This is a genomic window from Streptacidiphilus melanogenes (assembly GCF_000787835.1).
Lineage (GTDB): Bacteria > Actinomycetota > Actinomycetes > Streptomycetales > Streptomycetaceae > Streptacidiphilus > Streptacidiphilus melanogenes.
This window is the reverse complement of the sequence record NZ_BBPP01000008.1, coordinates 206,264-222,985: the sequence shown is the minus strand read 5'-3', so window position 1 is coordinate 222,985 and position 16,722 is coordinate 206,264. Positions and strand designations below refer to the sequence as shown.

Annotated in this window: 22 protein-coding genes and 1 pseudogene; 13 read left to right on the top strand and 10 right to left on the bottom strand. The window is 70.9% G+C overall.

What is annotated here, in order from left to right; all coding sequences use genetic code 11:
* Positions 1–185 (top strand): class II fructose-bisphosphate aldolase (locus tag TR49_RS42675; protein ID WP_174501566.1); only part of this gene is annotated, 185 nt, incomplete at its 5' end.
* 64 nt (positions 186–249) lie between these two features.
* Here the strand turns inward: TR49_RS42675 and TR49_RS12050 are convergent.
* A complete protein-coding gene (locus tag TR49_RS12050) occupies positions 250–1,038 on the bottom strand; it encodes a DeoR/GlpR family DNA-binding transcription regulator (protein WP_042380658.1) in 789 nt (262 codons plus the stop codon).
* Between the two features lie 169 nt (positions 1,039–1,207).
* Between TR49_RS12050 and TR49_RS12045 the strand changes: the two genes are divergently transcribed.
* Positions 1,208–2,449, top strand: a complete 1,242-nt coding sequence (locus tag TR49_RS12045; RefSeq protein WP_084724815.1) for a nitric oxide synthase oxygenase — start codon at positions 1,208–1,210, stop codon at positions 2,447–2,449.
* A gap of 21 nt (positions 2,450–2,470) precedes the next feature.
* On the opposite strand, the gene TR49_RS12040 is transcribed toward TR49_RS12045, so the two are convergent.
* Positions 2,471–2,857 (bottom strand): hypothetical protein, encoded by a 387-nt coding sequence (locus TR49_RS12040; protein ID WP_052434213.1) that lies wholly within the window; start codon positions 2,855–2,857, stop codon positions 2,471–2,473.
* Positions 2,858–3,099: 242 nt separating this feature from the next.
* Between TR49_RS12040 and TR49_RS12035 the strand changes: the two genes are divergently transcribed.
* On the top strand, positions 3,100–3,324 hold the full coding sequence (locus tag TR49_RS12035; protein WP_042380654.1) for a hypothetical protein: 225 nt from the start codon (positions 3,100–3,102) through the stop codon (positions 3,322–3,324).
* Positions 3,325–3,383: 59 nt separating this feature from the next.
* Here TR49_RS12035 and TR49_RS12030 read toward each other — a convergent pair whose 3' ends face one another.
* From TR49_RS12030 to TR49_RS12010, 5 genes are all read right to left on the bottom strand, one after another.
* Positions 3,384–4,298, bottom strand: a complete 915-nt coding sequence (locus TR49_RS12030; protein ID WP_084724814.1) for a carbohydrate ABC transporter permease — start codon at positions 4,296–4,298, stop codon at positions 3,384–3,386.
* Positions 4,295–5,290 (bottom strand): carbohydrate ABC transporter permease, encoded by a 996-nt coding sequence (locus tag TR49_RS12025; RefSeq protein WP_084724813.1) that lies wholly within the window; start codon positions 5,288–5,290, stop codon positions 4,295–4,297. The genes TR49_RS12030 and TR49_RS12025 overlap by 4 nt, the downstream gene beginning before the upstream one ends.
* Positions 5,274–6,590 carry an ABC transporter substrate-binding protein gene (locus TR49_RS12020; protein ID WP_042380652.1) on the bottom strand — a complete coding sequence of 439 codons (1,317 nt, stop codon included), beginning with the start codon at positions 6,588–6,590 and terminating at the stop codon, positions 5,274–5,276. Before TR49_RS12020 ends, TR49_RS12025 begins: the two co-directional genes overlap by 17 nt.
* Positions 6,591–6,878: 288 nt before the next feature.
* On the bottom strand, positions 6,879–7,382 hold the full coding sequence (locus tag TR49_RS12015; protein ID WP_042380649.1) for a GNAT family N-acetyltransferase: 504 nt from the start codon (positions 7,380–7,382) through the stop codon (positions 6,879–6,881).
* 9 nt (positions 7,383–7,391) lie between these two features.
* Positions 7,392–8,021, bottom strand: a complete 630-nt coding sequence (locus tag TR49_RS12010; protein ID WP_042380648.1) for a TetR/AcrR family transcriptional regulator — start codon at positions 8,019–8,021, stop codon at positions 7,392–7,394.
* 195 nt (positions 8,022–8,216) lie between these two features.
* Here TR49_RS12010 and TR49_RS12005 point away from each other — a divergent pair, with 195 nt between their 5' ends.
* The 3 genes from TR49_RS12005 (at position 8,217) to TR49_RS11995 (ending at position 11,553) form a co-directional block, all read left to right on the top strand.
* On the top strand, positions 8,217–9,383 hold the full coding sequence (locus tag TR49_RS12005; RefSeq protein WP_042380645.1) for an acyl-CoA dehydrogenase family protein: 1,167 nt from the start codon (positions 8,217–8,219) through the stop codon (positions 9,381–9,383).
* 38 nt (positions 9,384–9,421) lie between these two features.
* On the top strand, positions 9,422–10,609 hold the full coding sequence (locus tag TR49_RS12000; RefSeq protein ID WP_042380642.1) for an acetyl-CoA C-acyltransferase: 1,188 nt from the start codon (positions 9,422–9,424) through the stop codon (positions 10,607–10,609).
* 185 nt (positions 10,610–10,794) lie between these two features.
* Positions 10,795–11,553, top strand: a complete 759-nt coding sequence (locus tag TR49_RS11995; protein ID WP_042380640.1) for a beta-ketoacyl-ACP reductase — start codon at positions 10,795–10,797, stop codon at positions 11,551–11,553.
* Here TR49_RS11995 and TR49_RS11990 read toward each other — a convergent pair.
* On the bottom strand, positions 11,534–11,725 hold the full coding sequence (locus tag TR49_RS11990; RefSeq protein ID WP_152627208.1) for a hypothetical protein: 192 nt from the start codon (positions 11,723–11,725) through the stop codon (positions 11,534–11,536). The two genes, TR49_RS11995 and TR49_RS11990, sit on opposite strands and share 20 nt — an antisense overlap.
* Positions 11,726–11,979: 254 nt before the next feature.
* On the opposite strand from TR49_RS11990, the gene TR49_RS43760 reads away from it, so the two are divergent.
* Both TR49_RS43760 and TR49_RS11985 read left to right on the top strand, forming a co-directional pair.
* The gene (locus TR49_RS43760) at positions 11,980–12,135 is read left to right on the top strand and encodes a hypothetical protein (protein WP_160311583.1); all 156 of its coding nucleotides are present in this window, start codon (positions 11,980–11,982) and stop codon (positions 12,133–12,135) included.
* Entirely contained in the window at positions 12,135–12,404 is a 270-nt protein-coding gene (locus TR49_RS11985; protein ID WP_042380635.1) for a hypothetical protein, read from the top strand. The genes TR49_RS43760 and TR49_RS11985 overlap by 1 nt, the downstream gene beginning before the upstream one ends.
* A gap of 267 nt (positions 12,405–12,671) precedes the next feature.
* Here the strand turns inward: TR49_RS11985 and TR49_RS43755 are convergent, their stop codons facing one another.
* Positions 12,672–12,812 carry a hypothetical protein gene (locus TR49_RS43755; RefSeq protein ID WP_160311582.1) on the bottom strand — a complete coding sequence of 47 codons (141 nt, stop codon included), beginning with the start codon at positions 12,810–12,812 and terminating at the stop codon, positions 12,672–12,674.
* Positions 12,813–12,834: 22 nt separating this feature from the next.
* Entirely contained in the window at positions 12,835–13,026 is a 192-nt protein-coding gene (locus TR49_RS11980; protein WP_042380634.1) for a hypothetical protein, read from the bottom strand.
* Between the two features lie 368 nt (positions 13,027–13,394).
* Between TR49_RS11980 and TR49_RS11975 the strand changes: the two genes are divergently transcribed.
* The 5 genes and pseudogenes from TR49_RS11975 to TR49_RS11955 all read left to right on the top strand — a co-directional run.
* Complete coding sequence (locus TR49_RS11975) at positions 13,395–14,036, top strand: HAD family hydrolase (protein WP_042380632.1); 642 nt, start codon at positions 13,395–13,397, stop codon at positions 14,034–14,036.
* Positions 14,037–14,141: 105 nt separating this feature from the next.
* A complete protein-coding gene (locus TR49_RS11970; RefSeq protein WP_042380629.1) occupies positions 14,142–15,326 on the top strand; it encodes a helix-turn-helix domain-containing protein in 1,185 nt (394 codons plus the stop codon).
* Positions 15,327–15,544: 218 nt separating this feature from the next.
* Positions 15,545–15,871 (top strand): hypothetical protein, encoded by a 327-nt coding sequence (locus TR49_RS11965; protein WP_152627207.1) that lies wholly within the window; start codon positions 15,545–15,547, stop codon positions 15,869–15,871.
* The gene (locus TR49_RS11960; RefSeq protein WP_042380624.1) at positions 15,868–16,065 is read left to right on the top strand and encodes a hypothetical protein; all 198 of its coding nucleotides are present in this window, start codon (positions 15,868–15,870) and stop codon (positions 16,063–16,065) included. Before TR49_RS11965 ends, TR49_RS11960 begins: the two co-directional genes overlap by 4 nt.
* A 284-nt stretch (positions 16,066–16,349) precedes the next feature.
* Positions 16,350–16,667: pseudogene (locus TR49_RS11955) on the top strand (AMP-binding enzyme); the annotation flags it as partial.
* Positions 16,668–16,722 lie beyond the last annotated feature (55 nt).

Genomic DNA, 16,722 nt, shown 5'->3' with positions numbered 1-16,722 from the left:
GGGGGGCGGGGATGCGCAAGATAAACGTCTCCACGCACCTCAACCGCCTCTTCACCGAGGCCGTGCGCGACGCACTCGCCGCCGACCCGAAGCTCGTCGACCCGCGCAAGTGGCTCGCCCCGGGGCGCACCGCCGTCGCCGACGAGGTCGCCCGCCTGCTCGGCCTCCTGAACGCCGCCGCCTGACGGCCCGCCCCGGCGTCCTCCCGGGCTGCCCCTGGCTCGGGCAGCCCGGCGGGCTGTTCAGGCCTCAGGCCATGTCGCCGGTCGCGGTCAGGACGCGCACGTCCGCCGACTCCAGGGCGGCGTGCTCCGGCTCGGCGGGGTCGACGTCGGTGACCAGGGTGTCGATCTCCTCCAGCGGGCAGATCGAGGCGAAGGTGGCCCGGCCGAGCTTGCTTCCGTCGGCGAGGACGACGCGGTGGGCGGCGACACGCAGGAAGGAGCGGTCGGTGTGGGCCTCCATCTCGTCGTGGGTGGTGCAGCCCGCCGCCGCGCTGAGGCCGTCGACGCCGATGAAGGCGAAGTCGAGGCGGTAGCGGGCGAGATGCTGGTCGGCGGCCGGACCGACCAGCTCGTAGCTGGCGCTGCGGGCCTGACCGCCGATCACCACGAGGCGGATCTCGGGACGCACGATCAGGTCCGCGGCGATGTTGACCGCGTTGGTGACGACGGTGAGGCTCCCCTGGGCGCCGCCGACGCGCTCCGCGAGGACGTGCGCGAGCTCGCTGACCGTGCTGCCGCCGGTCAGGCCGACGACCGCGCCGTCGGGGACCAGCGCGGCCGCTGCCTCGGCGATGCGGCGCTTCTCCTCCTGTCGGCGGCCCGCACGGTGACGCAGCGGCAGCTCCAGGTTGACGGTGCCGGTGACCGCGCCGCCGTGGGTGCGGCGCAGCAGCCCCTGCTCGTCGAGCGCCTGCAGGTCGCGCCGGATGGTGGCGCCGGACACGTCGAGCAGCTCCGCGAGCTGGTGCACGTCGGCACTGCCGGCGCGGGCGACGTGGTCGAGGATGCGGGCGAAGCGATCGGCCTTGAGCATGCGGTGAGTCTACGGAGTCCGACTGCTCCCGGGTCGGCTGTTCCGGGGCGGACGGCCGCGAGCTCGTGCGATCGGGCGTGAGCATAGCCGCAGCGTCGACCGCCTGTCCCCCGAATCCCGCACTCTGCGTGCCCGGTCCGGCACGTACGGTACCCATGGTGCGGGAGGGATGTCCTTGCTGTTCACTCGCCATCGCAAGCAGCTGCCGCCGGCTCAGACCACCTCGCACGCGCCCGCGCCACGCGGCTGTCCCGTGATCCACCAGTCCCCGTCCGAGCCGCCCCGCTCGGCGGCACCGGGCCCGCCACTGGACCCACCACGACCGCTCGGTGCACCGCCTGCGCTGCTCGTCGCCGCCGAGGAGTTCGTGCGCGGTTTCGCCGCCGAGTCGCCGCGGCCGCTGGACGTGGAGGCCCGGCTGCGGGAGATCCGCGCGGAGTTGGCCGCACACGGGACCTACACGCACACAGCGGAGGAGCTCGCCTTCGGCGCGCGCGTCGCCTGGCGCAACGCGTCGCGCTGCATCGGGCGGCTGTACTGGCGCAGCCTGGTCGTCCGGGACCTGCGGCAGCTGCGCCGACCGGACGACGTCGCCGAGCAGTGCTTCGAGCATCTGCGGATCGCGGGCAACGGGGGCCGGATCCGGCCGGTCGTCACCGTCTTCGCCCCCGACCTGCCGGGCCGCCAGGCCCCACGGCTGCTCAACGAGCAGCTGGTGCGCTACGCGTGCGACCCGCGCAGCGCCGAGCGGGCGGAGCTCGCGCGCGAGCTCGGCTGGAAGGGCGGCGAGGGTCCTTTCGAGACCCTGCCGCTGCTGGTGCAGTCCTCGCCCGAGCGGCCCCCGGACTGCTACGAGCTCCCGGACGACGCCGTCCACGAGGTGCGGTTGACGCACCCGACCGAGCGGGGCTTCGCGGATCTCGGGCTGCGCTGGTACTCGGTCCCTGCGGTGTCCGACATGACGCTGGAGATCGGCGGCGTCCGCTACCCGTGCGCGCCGTTCAACGGCTGGTACATGGGCACCGAGATCGGTTCGCGGAACCTCGCCGACCGCGACCGCTACGACCGGCTGCGGGCGGTCGCCGAGGTCTTCGGCCTGGACACCTCCCACGAGCGCACGCTGTGGCGGGACCGGGCGCTGGTCGAGCTGAACGCGGCGGTGCTGCACTCCTTCGCCGAGGCGGGCGTCACCGTCGCCGACCACCACACCGAGTCGCAGCGCTTCGTCACCCACGTCGAGCGCGAGCAGCGGCACGGTCGCGCGGTGCCGACGGACTGGTCGTGGATCGTGCCGCCGCTCTCCGGCGGCGCGACGGCGGTGTTCCACCGCTACTACGACCCGCCGGACCCGCACGCGCGCCCGGCGTTCCTGCGCCGCGACGGCGCGTGGGGCGAGCCCCACGGCGGCTGACCGGAACCGGCCGTCGGGCTGTCAGCCGCGTCCGCGTCGCCCGCGGAACCAGGCGTTGGCGGCGGGCAGGAACATCAGCGCCACCGCACCGAGCACGCAGGCCACGTGCACGGTGCGGCTGGCGCCGAAGAGCAGGTCGACGGGGCTGGACGTGGTGAGCGCGGAGGCGAGGGTGCGCCCGTGGAGCAGGGCCTCGACCGGCTGGACGACCATGGACGCGGTCCCGAGGATCCCGAGCCCGAGGGCCAGCGTGAGCCGCGCCCAGCCCCGCCCGTCCCGCATGCGGCCCGCGACGACGAGTGCGGCGGCGAAGACCGGCAGCCGGATCGCCAGCCCGGCCGCGATCGCGGGTCCGGCCCCGTGCCCGCGCGCGAGCAGCCGTCCGACGGCCAGCAGCGTCTCGAACATTCCGGCTCCGACGGCCACAGCCCATAAGAGATAGGCGACCCGGACCGGCGCGGACGGCCCCACCGACACCTGGTGCGAGTCAACTCTCCGGCGAGGACCGATGCTTGTCTCAGTCATGCTTCGATCCTTGCGGCCCGTGGCACCCCGGACCATGGGACTGTCCGCCGGGTGCGACGGGGGGCTGTCCCCACCCCCGGCCGCCTCGCTGGCGGGAGCGTGCACCCGGTGGGACCATCGGTGACATGGGCGAATGGCAGTATCCCGGGCCGCCCGGCGTCAACGTGATGGTCTGCGGCGGGTGCGGCGCGGTGACCGAGTGGACCCCGTGGGGGCGCTGCTCGTGGGAGTGCTACGAACAGCCCCGGGAGACGCCCGACGAGCAGCTCGCGGCGAACGAGGACGCCCCGCGGGCGTTCGCGTACTTCACCGGGCGCAAGGCGCTGGGCGGCGAGCCGGGCGGCGAGTGAGCACCGCGGCCGGGGGATGTCGCAGGAATCCCCGGCCGCGGTCGCGCCGCCCGGCCCGCTCAGCCCTTGGTCGCGCCCAGGGTGAGCCCGGCGATGAAGTGGCGCTGCAGGATGAAGAAGAGGATCACGGTCGGCAGGGCGACCAGCACGGAACCGGCGGCGAGCAGGTTGTAGTCCTGGAAGTACTGTCCCTTCAGGTTGTTGAGCGCACTGGTGACCGGCATCTTGTCGCCCGACGACATCAGCACCAGCGCCCACAGGAAGTCGTTGTAGATCCAGGCGAACTCCAGCGTGGCCAGGGCCGCGAGCGCCGGGCGGCACAGCGGCAGGGTGATCCGCCAGAACTGCGTCCACACGCCCGCGCCGTCGACGATCGCCGCCTCGCGCAGCTCCTCGGGCAGCGCCTTCATGAAGTTGGTCATCACGAAGACGCAGAAGCCGGTCTGGAAGGCGATGTGGATGGCGATGACGCCCCAGTACGAGTCGTACATCGTCAGCGAGTCGGACATCCAGTACGGCAGCGGGATCCGGGTGAACAGCTCGTACACCGGGGTCACCATGACCTGCGGGGGAAGCAGGTTGCCGGCGGTGAACAGGATCAGGATGAAGAACCCGCCGCGGATGCGGACCCGGGCGATGCAGAAGGCGACGAAGGACGCGAAGAACAGCGTCAGCAGCACGGCCGGGACCGCGATCATCAGCGTGTTCAGGAAGTGCTGCGCCATGCCCGACTGGGTGAACGCCTCGCGGTAGTAGGCGAAGCTGAGGTGGTGCGGCCAGGAGAAATAGCCGTACTTCGCCGTCTCCTGGTAGGGCCGCAGCGACGCGTAGACGGCCAGCAGCAGCGGCGCCAGCCACAGCAGCGACACGGCCGCGAGGAAGACGTGCAGGCCGACGCGGCGCGGGGCCACGGCCGCACCAGGGCCCTTCGTTCCGGTGGCCTTCGGCGCGCGAGAGGCGGCGATCGCGGTCACGACTTCTCCTCCCGCAGTTCGGTCATGCAGTAGGCGACGATGCAGCCGACGGAGATCAGCAGCAGCACGACCGCGATGGCGGAGCCGAAGCCGATCCGGCTGGCCTCGCCGATGATGTTGTCGGTGATGAGCACGCTGAGCAGCTCCAGGCCGTTGGTGCCGCCGTTGATGGCGTAGACGATGTCGAAGGCGCGCAGCGCCTCGATCACCGTGATGACGCCGACGATGATGTTGACCGGCCGCATCACCGGGAAGACGACGCGGAAGAAGGTCTGCCGCGCGTTGGCGCCGTCGATGGCGGCGGCCTCCTTGAGCGACGGGTCGACGCCCTTGAGGCCGGCCAGGTAGAGCACCATGACGTAGCCGGCGTGGCGCCAGCCCGCCATGACCAGCACGACCCAGATGTTGATGTGCGGGTCGCCGATCCAGTCGACGGGGTGCTGGCCCTGGCCGGTGGTGCCGAGCACGGTGTTGAGGATGCCGTCGTCGCGGGCGAAGATCAGCTGCGAGATGAAGCCGATCACGGCCAGCGAGAGCACGACGGGCAGGTAGAGCGCGCTCTGGTAGAAGCGGCCGAACCGGATCTTGCGGTCCAGCAGGACCGCGAAGAGCAGGCCGAGCGGGGTGGCGATCAGCGCCAGGAAGCCGAGCCAGAGCAGGTTGTGCCAGATCGCGGTCGCGAACGGCGGGTAGTTGGTGAACAGTTCCTTGTAGTTGTCGATCCCGATGAACTTGGCCGAGCCGATCCCGTCCCAGTTGGTGAAGGACAGGCCGATCGAGGCGAGCGTGGTCGCCCACACCAGCACGAAGGTGAACAGCAGCGGCAGGCCGAGCAGCACGGTGATGACGAGGCGGTCGCGCGTGGTCAGCCGGCGGATCCTGCGACGCGCGGCGCGCGGGCGCCGCCGCCCCTGGTCGGGGGCGGCGGCGGGCGCGGCGGCGGCAGGTGCGCCTGCGGTCACGGCGGGTTCGAGGTCAGCCTTCGGTCGCATAGATGGCCGTCTTCTGCCGCTGGATGGAGTTGCACAGCCCGTCGACGTCGTTCGGGTTGTTGAGGAAGGTCTGCAGCGCCTGGATCATCACGGTGGAGACGAAGTCCGGGCGGCAGTCGCGGTCCATGAACTGCGAGATGCTCTTGGCGGTGGACACCAGCTTGGCGCCGGACTGCTGAAGCGGCGAGTAACCGGTGGTGACGACCGAGGAGTTGACGCCCAGTTCGGTCGGGTCGATGGACAGGTAGTCGTTCTCGGCCTTGGCGGTGCCGAGGAAGGCCAGCAGCTTCTTGGCGGCAGTGACGTTCTTGGCCTTGTGCGAGAGCAGGAAGCCGTCGATCGGCGCCTCGACGGCGTCCTGGCCGTTGGCCGGGTCGATCGCCGGGTAGGCGAAGAAGTCCAGGTCGGACACGTCCGTGCCGAACTGCTGGCCGAGGAACATGCCGAGGGTCATCATGCCGGTCTTCTTCTGCTGCAGGGCCTGTGCGGACTCCTGCCAGGTGAGGCCGAGCGCGCCCTGCTGGTAGAAGGGGAGCAGTTCGCGCCAGGTGTCGAAGACCTTCTTCACCTTCGGCCCGGACCAGTCCTCATGACCGCCCATCAGCGACTTGTGGAAGTCGTAGCCGTTCAGGCGCATGTTGATGTAGTCGAACGTCCCCATGGCCGGCCAGCCGTCCTTGTCCGAGAAGGAGATGGGGACGAGACCGTCCTTCTGCATCTGCTTGGCCAGGGCGATGTACTGGTCCCAGGTGGTGGGGAGCTGGTAGCCGTGCTGGGCGAAGACGGACTTCCGGTAGAAGACCGCCCATGGGTAGTAGTAGAGCGGCACGAAGTACTGCTTGCCGTCCAGCCCCGTGGACTGCGCCTTGATGGCGTCGGACATGCCGGTGAAGCCCGACCAGACGTCGCTGATGTCGCCGAGCAGCCCCTTCTGGGCGAAGTACTGCATGCGGTAGCCGGCGAACCAGCCGAAGACGTCGTCGGGGTTGCCCTGGAGGTAGCGGTTGATGTTCTCCTGGAACGAGTTGTGGTCGACGGTGTTGGTCTTGACGGTGTAGCCGCTGCTGGACTGGAAGCCGGCTATCGCCGTGGCGATGCCCTTCTTCGGCACCGGGTCGGACCAGTTGGAACCGAAGGTGACGGTCTTCCCGCCTGCTCCTCCCGCGCCGGACCCGCTGGCGCAGGCGGCGAGGACGGAGGGAAGCGTGACAGCCCCGGCGCCGATCGCGGCGGCGCGCAGGACCGACCTTCTGGTGGGGCTGTTGCTGGTGGTGCGGTCGTGCGGTCCGGGCGTTGCCATGTCCCCTCCCGTGGGGTGCAGTGCCGTTCAAGGAACGCTAATGAACACACAAACGAACGTGAGCGTTCAGATACCACCAACAGCTTGACGCCCTGTCAAGGGCCCTGACGGCACAAAGTGGCAGCCCAGCGCGGGGTTCACCGGCGGCTTCGCGGGTCTGCGGCGTCGACGCCCGGGAAAGCGCTTCTGAGCGGGCCTTTGCGAGGTTGTTGGAGAATGTTGATTCCGGGGGGCGCCGGATAACGATTTGAACTCACCGAGAGTCAGCACCCCCCGGTCGGGCCCGGATCAGCCCTGGAACTCCGACAGGTGGATCTCGGCGACGATCTCGCCGTGGAGCACCTCGCCGGTGGGGCGGAACCCGAGCTTCAGGTAGAACTCCTGCGGCCCGTGCTCGCCGGGGACCCAGGTCACGGTCGCCCGGGACTCGCCGCGTCGCCGCACCTCGGCCAGCACCGCCGCCACCGCGAACCTGCCGTAGCCCCGGCCCTGGCGGTCGGCCGCGATGTTGAGCCGCCAGAAACCGCACCGGTAGGCGGCGATCGGGTTGTCCGGGTCGAAGCAGCCCATCACGAAGCCCACGAGTTCGTCGCCGTCGAAGACCAGCCGGGGCCAGGCCATCTCCGGATTCGCGTAGGCCTCGGCCAGGGACCAGGCCACCGGGGCCACCAGGTCCTGCTGGTCCGGCCGCACCTGGAGCCGGCAGGCCGCGGCCACGTTGTCGGGCGTGATCTTCTCCAGTCGGAGCGATGAGGACGGCGAGGACGATGAGGACGACAAGGTTGAGGTCATCCCGTGAATCTACGCGCCGACGCGCGCGTAGCGGGCCTCCAGTCCGAGCAGGACCGAGTCCAGTCCGAGCTCGAACGCGCCTTCGTCCACCGCTCTCTGACGTTCCGCCAGCAAGTGGGCCTGGCCGAGGTGCGGGTACTGGTCGGCGTAGAGGCCGGCGTCGTCGACGAAGCCGCCGGCGAAGGAGCCCAGCGCCGAACCGAAGACCAGGTAGCGCATCAGCGCGCCGATGCGGGTGGCGTCGCCGCTGGGCCAGCCTGCGTCGACGAGGGCGCCGAAGACGGCGTCGGCGAGCCTGAGCGCGTTGGGCCGGCGGCCGGGCCCGTGGGCGAGGACCGGCACCAGATTGGGGTGCGCGACCAGCGCGGCCCGGTAGGAGCGGGCCCAGGCGCGCAGCGCCTCGGGCCACGGGTCGCGGCCGAGCATGTCGAGGCGGACCTCGCCGACCACGGCGTCCACGACGGCGTCGAGCAGCGCGTCCTTGGTGGCGAAGTGGTGGTAGAGGGACGGGCCGCTCACGCCGAGCTCCGCGGCGAGGCGGCGGGTGGAGAGCGCATCCAGGCCCTCCTCGTCCGCCAGGCGCAGTGCGGCCTCGACGATGCGCTCGTGGCTGAGCAGCGGGTTGCGCGGCCTGGCCATCGGGCTCCGGCCCTCCTCACCTGGGGGTCTTCGGCACGGGTCGGTGACGCGCCGGCGTCGCGGTCGGTTCTCGTGCGCGTCGGGCGACGCACTTCCCCAAGCCTGCCGTACGGGGTTACCGTCTTAAAACTTGCAGTGCTAGTTTAACTGCCGTCACCGACGACCGCAGGGGCGCCACCAGCTAGGGGAGATGCCGTGAACCTGGAGCTCACCGAGGAACAGGCCGCCGTCCGCGAGCTGGCCGCCGACTTCGTGAACCGCGAGGTCGTCCCGAACGCCGCCGCCTGGGACCGGGCGGAGCAGGTCGACCAGGGCATCGTGAAGAAGCTGGGCGCGCTCGGCTTCCTGGGCCTGACCATCCCCGAGGAGTACGGCGGCTCCGGCGGTGACCACCTCGCCTACGTGCTGGTCACCGAGGAGCTGGGCCGCGGTGACTCCTCCGTGCGCGGGCTTCTCTCGGTCTCGCTCGGGCTGGTCGCGAAGTCGATCAACCACTGGGGCACCGAGGATCAGAAGCAGCGCTGGCTGCCACGCCTGTGCGCCGGGGACGCGCTGGGCTGCTTCGCCCTCACCGAGCCCGGCACCGGCTCGGACGCGGGCAACCTCACCACGCGCGCCGTCCGCGACGGCGACCACTGGGTGATCAACGGCGCGAAGATGTTCATCACCAACGGCACCTGGGCCGAGGTCGCCCTGGTCTTCGCCCGCACCGGCGAGCCGGGCGATCCGGAACAGGCGGGACACAAGGGCGTCAGCGCCTTCCTCGTGCCCACCGACACCCCCGGCCTGACCCGCACCACCGTCCACGGCAAGCTGGGCCTGCGCGGCCAGCCGACGGCCGAGCTGGTCTTCGAGGACGTGCGCGTGCCCGCCGACGCCATGCTCGGTCCCGAGGGCAAGGGCTTCAACGTCGCCATGTCGGCGCTGGCCAAGGGGCGTATGTCCGTCGCGGCCGGCTGCGTCGGCATCATCCAGGCCTCCCTGGACGCCGCCGTCGCCTACGCCACCCAGCGCGAGCAGTTCGCCAAGCCCATCGCCTCCCACCAGCTGGTCCAGGAGATGCTGGCCGACATCAAGGTCGAGCTCGACGCCGCCCGGCTGCTGGTGTGGCGGGTCGCCGACCTGATCGAACGCGGCGAGCCGTTCCAGACGGAGTCCTCGGTCGCCAAGCTCTACGCCTCCGAGGCGGCGGTCAAGGCCGCCAACACCGCCCTGCAGGTCTTCGGCGGCTACGGCTTCATCGACGAGTACCCCGTCGGCAAGTACGTCCGCGACGCCCGCGTGATGACCTTGTACGAGGGCACCAGCCAGATACAGAAGCTGCTCATCGGCCGGGCCCTGACCGGCGTCAACGCGTTCTGACCTCTCTCCCGCACTCCCCACTGCCCAGGAGCCCGACGATGCGCCCCGTGTACTTCGCCGCCGCCAGGCGGACCCCCATCGGCCGCCTGCGCGGCGTGCTGTCCGGCGTCCGCCCCGACGACCTCGCCGCCACCGCACTGCGCGCCGCGCTGGACGCCGTGCCCGCCCTCGACCCGGCCCGGATCGACGACGTCTACTGGGGCGCCGCCAACCAGGCCGGTGAGGACAACCGCAACATCGCCCGCATGGCGCTGCTGCTGGCGGGCGTGCCCGAGACCGTCCCCGGCGCGACGCTCAACCGGCTGTGCGCCTCCGGCCTGGAGGCCGTCACCACCGCCGCCCGCGCCATCGCCGCCGGTGAGGCGGACATCGTCGTCGCGGGCGGCTCGGAGTCGATGAGCCGCGCGCCGTTCGTGCTGCCCCGCGCGCAGGAGGCGCTGCCGCACGGCCAGGAGATCTTCGACACCAAGCTCGGCTGGCGCATGGTCAACCCGCGGATGAAGGAGCTGCACGGCCTGCTCTCCATGGGCGAGACCGCCGAGGAGGTCGCCGCACGCTACGGCGTCAGCCGCGAGGACCAGGACGCCTTCGCGTTCCGCTCCCACCAGGCGGCGGCCGCCGCCCGCAAGAACGGCCTGTTCGACGCCGAGATCGTGCCGGTCACCCTGGGGGACGGCACCGTCGTCTCCCAGGACGAGTCGATCCGCCCCGACACCAGCCTGGAGAAGCTCGCCACGCTGCGGGCCGTCTTCCGCCCCGGCGGCACCGTGACGGCGGGCAACGCCTCGCCGATGAACGACGGTGCGGCCGCGCTGATCCTGTGCAGCGAGGAGGCGCTGGCGTCGCTGGACGTCGAGCCGCTGGGCCGCTACGTCGGCGGCGCGAGCGCGGGAGTGCACCCGGACGTCATGGGCATCGGCCCGGTCCCGGCCGTCCAGCGCGTGCTGGCCCGCACCGGCCGGACGCTGGAGTCGGTGCAGACGGCCGAGTTCAACGAGGCCTTCGCCGCCCAGGCGCTGGCCTGCGTGCGCGAACTGGGCATCGACCCGGAGCTGGTGAACCCCCAGGGCGGCGCGATCGCCATCGGCCACCCGCTCGGCGCGTCCGGCGCGCGCATCCTCACCACCCTGCTGCACCGCATGGCCCGCACGGGCGACTCCCGCGGCCTGGCCACCATGTGCGTCGGCGTCGGCCAGGGCACCGCCGTCCTCGTCGACCGCGACTGATCCGCTCGCGGCCCGCCTGAACCCTTCGTTCCCTCTCTGCTTTCACTCCCCGCGCTTCTCCGCCCTCGTGGTCCAAGGCCACACCCCGCCCCGCTCGCCGCGTTCGCGCGGGCGGGGACCACGCAGGCGGGAGAGCCGACCGCACCCCGTTCGACCGCACCCCGTTGTTGAGGAGTCTTCAGACCATGAGCCGCTTCACCGACCGCGTCGCCGTCGTCACCGGCGCAGCCCAGGGCATCGGCGCCGCCACGGCCCAGCGTCTGGCCGAGGAGGGCGCGAACGTCGCCGTCGTCGACCTGACCGCCGAGCGGGCCCAGGCCACCGTCGACGCGATCACCGCCAAGGGCGCCACCGCCCGCGCCTACGGCTGCGACGTGACCGACTACGAGGCCGTCGAGGCCGTCTTCGCGCAGGTCGCCGCCGACTTCGGCACCGTCCACATCCTGGTCAACAACGCCGGCATCACCCGCGACAACCTGTTCTTCAAGATGCCGAAGACCGACTGGGACGCCGTCGTCACGGTCAACCTGACCAGTGTCTACAACTGCTCGCACGTGGCCCAGAAGTACATGTGCGCGCAGAAGTGGGGCAAGATCGTCTCGCTGTCGTCCCGCTCCGCGCTGGGCAACCGCGGCCAGGCCAACTACGCCGCCGCCAAGGCCGGCATCCAGGGCTTCACCGCGACCCTCGCGATCGAGCTCGGCCCGTTCAACATCAACGTGAACGCCGTCGCGCCCGGCTACATCGCCACCTCGATGACCGCCGCGACCGCCGAGCGCGTCGGCGCCTCCGCCGAGGACCACCAGGCGGAGGTCGCGGGCCGCACGCCGCTGCGCCGCGTCGGCCAGCCCGAGGACATCGCGGCCGTCGTCGCCTTCCTCGCCTCGGAGGACGCCTCCTACGTCAGCGGCCAGACGCTCTACGTCAACGGCGGCGCCCGGTGACGACGCTGCCGCTCGCCTCCGTCCTGGCGGCGGGCGGCGTGGTCGTGCCGGTGCACCTGCTGCACGTGAAGAGGGTGCCCGGGAGCGCGCGTACCGCAACGGCCTGACGGCCCTCCACCGGCTGTTCGACGAGCACGACCGCCTGCTGTACCTCGGGCCGAGTGGCGGTCACGCCGCTCACGCCAACGGTGCCGGCACCGGCACCGTTGGCGGGGCAGGCAACACCCACCCCGCGACAGAACGTCAGCCGCGGTCCGGGTAGTAGTCCGTCACCGCAGCCCGATCCGGGTGCTCGTCGAACACCCAGTTGTCGAGGATCGCCCGCGCCTCCCTCGCTGGCCGCATCTGGGTCGAACCCGTCCGAGTGACTGCCCGCCAGGCCCGTGCGCGGCTACGGTGGATGCACCCTCACCCTCGGAGGCCCGGATGCCGGATCAGCCCTGCAACGCGTGCAGCGGGCAAGGCGGCACCGACAAGGTCGAGTACACGTACGAGACCGACAGCGACGGCAAGCTCGTCGCGCAGGAGCACCGGTACTACAGCCCCTGCACCTCGTGCGGCGGCAGCGGAAGGATCGCCTGATGGACAGCCTTGACGACCCGACGCGGTCCGTGTTCCTGTGCCAGGACTGCGGCGCCCACTACCTGCCGCCGGCGTCGATGGAATACCCGACCGGGCCGGCGTCCGAGGTGTTCTGCGTCGAGTGCCAGCCGAAGCACTCGGCGGTCGAGCAGGCGCGTACCGGACTGAACCTCAGCGAGAACCTCGCCAAGCCCCGCCCGCGGAAGCCACGGCGCGCCGGCAACGCGCCCGCCAAGCGCGGCAGCACGACCAGGTCGAAGCTGCTCTAGGCAGACAGCACGAGACCCCGTCCACCAGCAACTCGGTGGACGGGGCCCACGTTGTCTGGTCGGCAGGTGGGACGAGTTCCTCAACTCCGAGGGCCTGATCGGCATGACCGAGCTCGCCGACCGAGTTCTGGACCGGTTCTCATCACGGAGAGACCTGCGCGGCGTGCAAGAAGAAGGTCGGCCGACACCCGAAGGACTGACCTAGGGCGCCGCTTGTCTGCTTCGGCAGGCGGACGGCGTTTCTTTGTGTTCCCAGGCGGCAGAGAGTCAGCCCTTCGGGCCGAGCAGGAACAGCACTCCGACGATTACCGCCCCGAGGAGGATCGTTGCCACCACAGCAAGGCAGCAGCCCTTGCGGGTGTCCCCCGGCTTCGCGGTGTACCTGGTCTGCGCGGTGTTTGACGGCATGGCTTGGACCCTACAACTACCCTCAGGCGGAGTGTCTTGCGGGTTCCTCGTCGCCGGCCCGGTCCGGTCCGCCGACTGCGGTGAACCAGGCACGAACGAGTCGCTCGTATTCGGGGCGGTCTGTGGGCCTGATGCGCCCGCCGGGAAGGGACTCGATGAGGTCGCGGATCGCCGCGTTGGCCTGGGCTATCGGATCGTCGCGCAGGTTGGCCACACCCCTGATCCTAGTCCCCGGGCGCACGGCAAGACGCACGGGAGCCACGCCGATTCAAGCCCCTCCAACAGCCTGCCGGGCCCGGTGCAGTGCCACCGCAGCGTCCGGCCGCACCACGCAACCGCGCAAGCTCCCCCTTCTCCTCGGCCGTCCACGCCTTCGCCCACTCGTACGCCCTGTCCGGATGCGGGCCGGGGCCAGTCCTCTCAGCGGGCTGGGGCAACTCCTGCCGATAGTTGGCGGTGACGCCCTCGGAGTTCGCCTCCAGCGCCGCCCGCGCGGAGTCGAATGCGGCTTTCAGCTCCTCGATCGATGACACAGGCCGCGGTGTAGAACCCGCGTACGACAGCGCCCGGTAGGCTCCCCGCATGCCTCAGATCAGCGCAGTGGTGTTCGACGTCGGCGAGACCATCACCAGCGACCGCCGCTTCTGGGCAGACTGGGCCGACTGGCTGAAGGTCCCGCACCACACCCTGTCCGCGCTCGTCGGCGCCGTCGTCGCCCAGGGCCGCGACAACGCCGACGCCCTCCGACTGGTCAAGCCCGATCTGGACCTGTGGGCCGAATACAAGGTCCGCGAACACCACGGGCACGGCGAACGCGTCGACGAGACAGACCTCTACCCCGACGTCCGCCCAGGCCTTCAGGCCCTGCGCGACGCCGGCCTGTGGGTCGGCATCGCCGGCAACCAGACCGCCGCCGTTGGGAACCTCCTCCGCGGCCTCGACCTCCCTGCAGACGCGATCGGCGTGTCCGGCGAGTGGCAGGTCGCCAAGCCCGACCTCGAGTTCTTCGCCACCCTCGCATCCTGGGCGGACCGCGCCCCCGGCGAGATCCTCTATGTCGGCGACCACCCGGCGAACGACATCACCCCGGCTCAGGCCGCCGGACTGAAGGCCTGCCACATCCGCCGCGGCCCCTGGGGCTACCTGTGGGCAGACCAGCCCGAGGCCGCCGCAGCGGACTACCACATCAACTCGCTGACCGAGCTGGCCGCACTGCTGGCCTGACACCCGGGCGTCCATCCCGGGGACCGGCAGACTGGGCGCTTCACCTGCACGGCTACACACCGCACCGGTACCGTTCCAGATGGTGAGTCAGGAACGGAGTCCAGCATGCTACCGCGCAACCCCGACACGGTAGGGGCGCGTATCGCCGCCGCCCGCCGCCTCAAGCGCATGGACCAGACCGAACTCGCGGCAGCTGCGAACGTGTCGACCAGCACCGTCAAGAAGATCGAACAGGGCAGTCGCCAACCCAGCGACGCAGTCATCGAATCCATCGCCGATGCCCTCGACGTCGACCCCGGGCAGCTCCTCGGGAACGGCAGCCTCACCAGCAGCCGTGTCCACGCCACCATCCCCGCCCTGCGCGCCGCGATCGACGCCTACGACCTCCCCGACGACGGACCCGTCCGCCCCCTGCACCAACTACGGGACGCCACCGCCGGGCTGGAACAGAGGCGCCTCGACTCCCAGTACGCACAGCTCACGCGCCCCCTGCCCGCTCTGCTCGCTGAACTGTCCCGCGCCGTCCACACCCGCACTGGCGTCGAACGACAGCAGGCCGCAGCGCTACTCGCCTCCGCCTACCGGTCCGCCGACGCCGTCGTCTACAAGTTCCGCTACCACGATCTGTCCGCCAGGTTGATCGAACTCATGCGCTGGGCCGCCCGCCAAGCCGAAAACCCCGCCCTCGAAGCGACCGCCGCCTACGTGCGCATGGAGACCTTCTTCGCAGCCGGACGCCTCGAGAACCTCACCCCCGGCCTGCGAACGCTGGAAGCCGCCATCGACGCCGCCCCCGCCACCAGGTCGAGGAGCGTCGCCGCCGCGGTCGGCGCCTTGCACATGCGTGCCGCCGTCGCCGCCGGCCGCATCCGTGACGAAGACCGCGCCCGCACCCACCTCGCCGGAGCCGGCCACTGCGCCGAGCGCGTGCCCGAAGGCGTCTACACCGGGACGGCGTTCGGCCCGGACAGCTTCCGCGTCCACCAGGTCGCCGTCGCGGTCGAACTCGGCGACGCCGACACCGTGCTGAAGGCCGCCCGCACCTGGAAGCCACCGGCCAGGCTGCCTGCAGAACGCCGCAGCCACTTCTACATCGACATCGCCCGCGCCCAGCTGTGGCAGAACCTGCAGGACGACGCCTTCGAATCCCTCCAGGTCGCACGGACGATCGCGCCGCAGCACGTCCGCGAACACGGCCAGGTCCACCAGTGTCTGAAGTCGCTGCTGCGCACAAAGAGGAGCGACCGCGACAGCCTGATCGGGTTCGCCGAGTGGGCCCACGTCGTCTGACCGCAGGGACACAAGCTGTGTCCCTAGGTGCCCTTGCAGGCCGCCAGCATGAGGAGTGTCAGAGATCGCTCACCCCTTGAGCGGAGAACACACCCGTGGCGTACACGCTGGAACGACGCCTGCCGCTGCCTGAGCAGGTGAGTATCGCCCGCCTGCACGCCGAGGCCTGCATCGGCTGCGGATGCACGGCATCGAGAGACCGTCCCCTCGTTCCCGCCGTGACGGGATCGGTTCCCGACGGCGAGGGCCCGCCCCCGGCCCTGGCAGGTAGTCACCTGCCCCGACTGCGTGCCGCCGGGGACGCGATGACCGACCTGACCGTGCACCCCATCACCGCCCAGTGTGAGCTGCCGGACGGCTCCGCACTCGAGGTCACCATCTCAAGCCAGCAGCTCCACGGCCGCGCCTGCGTGCGCTGCGAAAGCCACCTCGACGGCCTCGTCTCCGCCGGCCACGTCCACACCCCGAACGGTGACGGCGGGCGCCTGGGCTGGCCGGTCAAGGCGTGCCCGGAGCACGCCGGACCGGTGGAGGCTGCGGCGTGACGATCCGCGACCCGTACGCCGCGACGCACTTCGAGCCCGACTGTGCCGAGTGCGAAAGCCTGTGGGAACGGATGCTCGCTGCGGGCAGCGCTCCGGACTGGGAGCAGCAGGTCCAGTTGGTGACGGTTCAGAACCAGGCCCACGCGCGCGACGCCCACAACCTGACGCTCGCCACTGGTGAGGGCGTCTCGTGAGCGGCCCGTACTTCAAGCGGCAGTGGCCGTACCCCGAGGTCCGTCAGGAGCCGGAGCAGCGAACGTGGACGCCGCCCGAGCGATCGTTCTTCGGCAGCTGCACCGGGCGTGAGGACTGCGGCATCGGCGCCGGGTGCCCGGTCGGCAAGCCGGTGTCGCTCGGCAATCCCGAGTATGGGTGCGATTGTCCGTGCCATGTTGACTCTGAGTGAGAGAGACCCGGACCACGGGGTAGCGGTGATTCGTGTAGAGGATCACGCTGCCTGGGTAAGCGGAACGACTTAATCGTGGACCGCAAGAAGGACGTCGTCATCCGCTGCGGCTTCAACGTCTCCCCACGCGAGGTCGAGGAGACCCTCGAGCGCCACCCCGCCGTCGCGGAGGCCGCCGTCCCGGACGACACCCACGGTGAGGAGGTCTCCGCGGTCCTGTTGCTGGACCCGTCCTACTCCCCCAGCCCGTCCCCGCAGGACATCGTCGGCTGGTCCAAGAAGCACCTGGGGCGACACAGGTACCCACGCCGGGTGGAGTTCACCGACTCCTACCCGCTCGGACCGAGCCACAAGGTCCTGAAGCGCGAGCTGTGCGCCCGCTACCGCTGACGGCGGGTCAGCGGAGCGTGTGGCAGGCGGCGGGAGCTGTGTCACAGTTCCCGCC

Bases quoted from the DNA above. Each gene is read 5' to 3' on its own strand.
- TR49_RS12050 (WP_042380658.1), bottom strand. From the start codon at position 1,038: ATGCTCAAGGCCGATCGCTTCGCCCGCATCCTCGACCACGTCGCCCGC.
- TR49_RS12045 (WP_084724815.1), top strand. From the start codon at position 1,208: ATGTCCTTGCTGTTCACTCGCCATCGCAAGCAGCTGCCGCCGGCTCAG.
- TR49_RS12040 (WP_052434213.1), bottom strand. From the start codon at position 2,857: ATGTTCGAGACGCTGCTGGCCGTCGGACGGCTGCTCGCGCGCGGGCAC.
- TR49_RS12035 (WP_042380654.1), top strand. From the start codon at position 3,100: ATGGGCGAATGGCAGTATCCCGGGCCGCCCGGCGTCAACGTGATGGTC.
- TR49_RS12025 (WP_084724813.1), bottom strand. From the start codon at position 5,290: ATGCGACCGAAGGCTGACCTCGAACCCGCCGTGACCGCAGGCGCACCT.
- TR49_RS12020 (WP_042380652.1), bottom strand. From the start codon at position 6,590: ATGGCAACGCCCGGACCGCACGACCGCACCACCAGCAACAGCCCCACC.
- TR49_RS12015 (WP_042380649.1), bottom strand. From the start codon at position 7,382: ATGACCTCAACCTTGTCGTCCTCATCGTCCTCGCCGTCCTCATCGCTC.
- TR49_RS12010 (WP_042380648.1), bottom strand. From the start codon at position 8,021: ATGGCCAGGCCGCGCAACCCGCTGCTCAGCCACGAGCGCATCGTCGAG.
- TR49_RS12000 (WP_042380642.1), top strand. From the start codon at position 9,422: ATGCGCCCCGTGTACTTCGCCGCCGCCAGGCGGACCCCCATCGGCCGC.
- TR49_RS11995 (WP_042380640.1), top strand. From the start codon at position 10,795: ATGAGCCGCTTCACCGACCGCGTCGCCGTCGTCACCGGCGCAGCCCAG.
- TR49_RS43760 (WP_160311583.1), top strand. From the start codon at position 11,980: ATGCCGGATCAGCCCTGCAACGCGTGCAGCGGGCAAGGCGGCACCGAC.
- TR49_RS11985 (WP_042380635.1), top strand. From the start codon at position 12,135: ATGGACAGCCTTGACGACCCGACGCGGTCCGTGTTCCTGTGCCAGGAC.
- TR49_RS43755 (WP_160311582.1), bottom strand. From the start codon at position 12,812: ATGCCGTCAAACACCGCGCAGACCAGGTACACCGCGAAGCCGGGGGAC.
- TR49_RS11975 (WP_042380632.1), top strand. From the start codon at position 13,395: ATGCCTCAGATCAGCGCAGTGGTGTTCGACGTCGGCGAGACCATCACC.
- TR49_RS11970 (WP_042380629.1), top strand. From the start codon at position 14,142: ATGCTACCGCGCAACCCCGACACGGTAGGGGCGCGTATCGCCGCCGCC.